This window comes from Polynucleobacter sp., assembly GCF_040400325.1.
Classification (GTDB): domain Bacteria; phylum Pseudomonadota; class Gammaproteobacteria; order Burkholderiales; family Burkholderiaceae; genus Polynucleobacter.
Map to the genome: position 1 here is coordinate 1 of NZ_JBBAQK010000041.1, position 1,827 is coordinate 1,827.

Annotated in this window: 1 protein-coding gene; it reads left to right on the forward strand. The window is 39.7% G+C overall.

Going from position 1 to position 1,827, the window contains the following annotated elements; genetic code table 11:
- Positions 1-200: 200 nt before the first annotated feature.
- The coding region (locus tag ABWP14_RS11390; RefSeq protein WP_353203090.1) for a hypothetical protein at positions 201-1,827 on the forward strand (1,627 nt) is incomplete at its 3' end.

The following is a 1,827-nucleotide window of genomic DNA, read 5'->3' on the forward strand; positions in this document are numbered from 1 at the left end:
CGCAGGCAAAGCCAATCGCGGTTGGAGATGTTTTTAATTATTTGAATCAGGCGGTGGGTTTAGCTTTCGCAAACTGAACGTATAAATGCGCTCACTAGCCGAGAGTGCTTTATTAACTATTAAGTGTATATTTATACACTATTGACGCGTATAAAATAGTTAATTAGAATTAACTTTCAACTTACAGAAAGTTTGTTCTTATGCCATCCTTACCTTCCGCTTCGAGTCATAACCCGCCTTGGTATTTGTATTTATGCCCATGGCTTTTTGTTCCGTATCCCGATCCAGCGGACTTTGAAATTGTGCTTCACGAGCCTAATCCACCCCCTGCCCAAATAGTTACGCCGCCTGTGCCACCTTTTCCATTGGCGATACAAACGCATGTTGGCCAATTTCTCACAGATGTGCAATATGCCAATTTGGTTAGGCTACATATATTCACGCAAGCGCAGCATGATATTCTTTTAAGCGAATTAAGCAGCGCGCAATTAGATTACTTATTATTGCATCATGTAATTACTGACGAGCAGTTAGCATATCAACTTAATAATAATTTATTGACCATAAATCAAATTAACAGGATTAGCTGCGCTAGATTGTTTGATATGTTTATAGGAGCACATAATATAGGAATTAATAATGTTTTTATAGGCCTCCCCAACGATCTTAGTAGATTAAATATTTCGTCTGAATTATCTAGATGTTTTTCTGTAGAAGAAACGGTAGTATTAAATTTAAGTCAAAAAGCATTGTTACTACATCTTAATTTTATGGGCATGTTTAATGGGGGACAATTTCTGCAAGTTTTATCAAACGAAGAACTGAATACTTTAATTATCAATGATGCGATAACATTGCCCCAGCTAAATTACCTCGGTGACTATAGAATTGCAGGACTTGACGCTCAATCTGTTATTCACATCATAAACATGGAGACGAATTATAAACCGTTTATTAATAGACTTATTTTCGCAAATACTGCAGAAACCATATACAGGGGTGATTTCATTTATGGCGAGCGGGCCAGAAAAATATTAACTGCACTCTTAGTGCGGATCGTTGAGTCAAAACAATGGGATTATTACCTACAGGAGTATGAGCATGTTAATACTGGACTCTTACTTCCTGAAGTTCTCAGTACTTTAGATTCAAGAGGCAATTATTTACTCACTGCGGTTTATTTAAACAAACCCCAGGCACCAGAAGATTTGAGAAAATGGCAGGCCTTTATGGCAGACCTGCAAAGGTATCAAAGCAGGGATTCGAATAATATTCTTAATTCAGTATCACTCGAAGCTTATACACAATGGCTTAATATGGTTGTAAATACAAACAACCTACAATTTAATATCAATGCGCTTTCAAATGAGCGGTTTTTGCTCATTAATGCAAACACAGTGATAACAATATGTGGATTTGATGATCTTATATATTTGGCGCATATATTTTCTCCCCAGTGCTCTATTCCTTCGCAGGGCTTTATAACCGGTCTAATTATTAATCCCCATCTATATGGAGCGTTTAATCAAATATCACAGATGTCAAGAGGCCGCCAAGACATTCTTAGAGAGGTCTACAAAAAACTCGACTTGGATAAAAAAGCATTATTTGTAGTTTGCACACAATACAACCCATCAACCGACGAAGGCCTCTCATTTAACAGCGGCGGTGCAGGCAGCAGCGGTGACGGCGCCCCCCCCCGCCCCCCCGGCAGCAGCAATGACCCTGCTCCCCCCCACGGCAGCAGCAATGATGAAACCCGTCGCTTAAACTTAGAACAAGCCGCGCCCGTACTAACCCCTGGCCTAAATTACTTTGGCAACGAGC